The following is a 2,769-nucleotide window of genomic DNA, read 5'->3' as shown; positions in this document are numbered from 1 at the left end:
ATTTAAAACAGAGCCATAAAATAAAAAAGTTAGCAGTAACTATCTAGTTACTGCTATTAAGGTATATTAGTTTTCACATTCTAAGTTTGCAACTGTGCAAGATGTCTTACATGCTGATTGACATGAGTTAGCACATTCTTTGCATCCTGGCTTACATAAACTATTTTTTATGTTTGTTTTATTGATTGTTTTTATGTGTTTCATTATAAAAACACCTCCATTTAAAAATATACGGTGTTATTATACCATAATACTCTAAGGTATTAAAGGACAAGCTTACCACCTTTTTAATATATACTCAAATTATAGTAACATTATTCTCCTAAGAACTGCATTAATAATAAATTTATAAATTATTTAGTATAAAATTTATATAATTATCACATAATATATAAATTGCTTAAAATATTAATTTAAATAATTCAATAAAAATAATATATAATAACAAAAAAGGTACCTGAAAAATTCATCAAGTACCTTTTTTGCAATACTGTTATTTTATAATAAAATTCTACTTAAAAGTTCGTTATTTCTCTTTATAAATTCATCCATATCTTCTGGACTTAATTCCTTATTAGCTATTTTAGCTAAATCAAATATGTGTTCACAAATGAATTTAACATCTTCTTTTTTAGAATCATCTTCATATAAACTTATAATCTTTTTAACAATAGTATTATTGTTATTTACTACTAAAGTTTTTTCTTCATCAAACATTCCTGCTGGCATATTCATAGCTGCATACATTTTGCTCATTTCAGCCATTCTTCTTGACTGTTCAGATATTAATATCATAGCAGGAGTTCCTGCATCCTTTAATCCCTCTACTGATATATTCTTTATCTTTTCACCAAGAGTAGATTTAAACATTTCCTCTATTTTTTTATTTAATTCTTTTACTTCTTCAGTGTTAGAATCTTCATCAGATTTTAAAACATCTGATATATCTGAATCTATTCTAGTAAATTGTACTCCACTTTCTTTCATTTCTAAGAAAGATATTAAATGATTATCTAAACTTGCATCTAATATAATTGCATCTAATTCATATTCTTTAAATAATTTTATATATTGAGATTGTTGTCTTACATCATTTACATAGAATACTTTATTTTCATGTTTTTCTTTAGCTTTTTCTAAATAATCTTTTAATGTAACATATTCATCATTAATAGTTTTAAATATAATTATATCTTTAATTTTTTCATAGAATTTTTCATCTCTTAAACATCCATACTTAATGAATATTTGTATATCATTCCAGAATTTATTATATTCATCTCTACTATTTTTAAATAATGATGTTAGCTTATCAGCTACTTTTTTAACTATATGATTAGATATTTTAGCTACATCTTTATCATTTTGTAAAAAGCTTCTTGAAACATTAAGAGGTAAATCTGGACAATCTATTGCACCCTTTAAAAGTAATAAAAATTCTGGAATTACTTCTTTTATATTATCAGCAACAAAAACTTGATTGTTATAAAGCTTAACTTGACCTTCTGTAGCTTCTAATTCATGTTTTAATTTAGGGAAATATAATATTCCTTTTAAATTAAATGGATAATCCACATTTAGATGAATCCAAAATAGCGGTTCATTGAAATCAGTAAATACATGTCTATAAAAGGCTTTATATTCTTCATCAGTACATTCGCTTGGTTTTTTCATCCAAAGAGGATGTGTATCATTTAAAGGTTTTGCTTCTTCTGGTGTTATAAGTTCTTGATACTCAGTTCCATCTTCATTTTTCTTTGTTTCATATTTAGGTTCTTCTTTTACCTTGTTTTCATCTTCTAAATATATTTCTATAGGTAAGAATGAACAATACTTAGTAATAATAGTTCTAAGCTTGTATTCATCTAAAAATTCATTACTATCTTCATTGATATATAAAGTTATTATTGTACCTCTTTCATTTTTAGAATCCGAGTTAGAAATCTCAAATTCAGTACCACCTTCACATATCCATCTTGTAGGTTCTGAACCCTCTTTATATGATAATGTATCAATTTGAACTTTATCAGAAACCATAAATGCTGAATAAAATCCTAGTCCAAAATGACCTATGATATCACTACCTTCATCCATTTTATCTTTGTACTTCTCTACAAAATCTTCTGCCCCTGAAAAAGCTACTTGATTTATATATTTTTTAACTTCTTCTTCTGTCATTCCAATTCCGTTGTCAATAAATTTAAGAGTTTTTTTCTCTTTATTTACTATTACTGTAACCTTAAATTTTTCATTTTCATCTACATTTGCTTCACCTAAAGCTGATAATCTTTTTAACTTACTTATAGCATCGCAAGCATTACTTATAAGTTCTCTAATGAAAATATCCTTATCCGAATATAACCATTTTTTAATAATAGGGAATATATTTTCTGTATGAATTGAAATATTACCATTTTCTTTTATCATAAACTATCACTCCTTCTAATATCTCGTGTACTTGCTTCTTCACACTATATTTCTTTTTATAGTGAATATTTTATTAACACAACTAAATATTGTCAATGTTTAAAAAATGAATACTTTTTCTAAAAATCTTAATTATCTTAAACCATTCAGTATAAATCTAAGTTTTTCTTCAATTTTGACTTTCTTTGACCTTTATTTACTCTGAATATTTTCCTTGTTTACCAATTAATATAGTTTAACTTCGTTCAATCCTTACCTTGCTCCCCCCTTTTCCTGATTCTGCTGGAGTAAGTATTAACTTTACAGGCACTCTATTTTTTATAGACTCAACATGACTGATTA

At 25.3% G+C, this 2,769-nt stretch carries 2 protein-coding genes and 1 pseudogene; all 3 read right to left on the bottom strand.

All coding sequences use genetic code 11. The features are described 5' to 3' along the window. Positions 1–66: 66 nt before the first annotated feature. Complete coding sequence (scfA, locus tag NG904_RS16545; RefSeq protein WP_003371542.1) at positions 67–204, bottom strand: six-cysteine ranthipeptide SCIFF; 138 nt, start codon at positions 202–204, stop codon at positions 67–69. A 294-nt stretch (positions 205–498) separates the two neighbouring features. Next, positions 499–2,427, bottom strand: coding sequence for a molecular chaperone HtpG (htpG, locus tag NG904_RS16540; protein ID WP_252232805.1), 1,929 nt, complete (start codon positions 2,425–2,427; stop codon positions 499–501). A 235-nt stretch (positions 2,428–2,662) separates the two neighbouring features. After that, positions 2,663–2,769 (bottom strand): annotated as a pseudogene (locus tag NG904_RS17670) (SbcC/MukB-like Walker B domain-containing protein); the annotation flags it as partial.

It is taken from the genome of Clostridium sp. ZBS15 (assembly GCF_023845705.1).
Taxonomy (GTDB): domain Bacteria; phylum Bacillota; class Clostridia; order Clostridiales; family Clostridiaceae; genus Clostridium; species Clostridium aquiflavi.
Note: the sequence above shows the minus strand (reverse complement) of the source record. Positions and strands in the feature narration are given on the sequence as shown.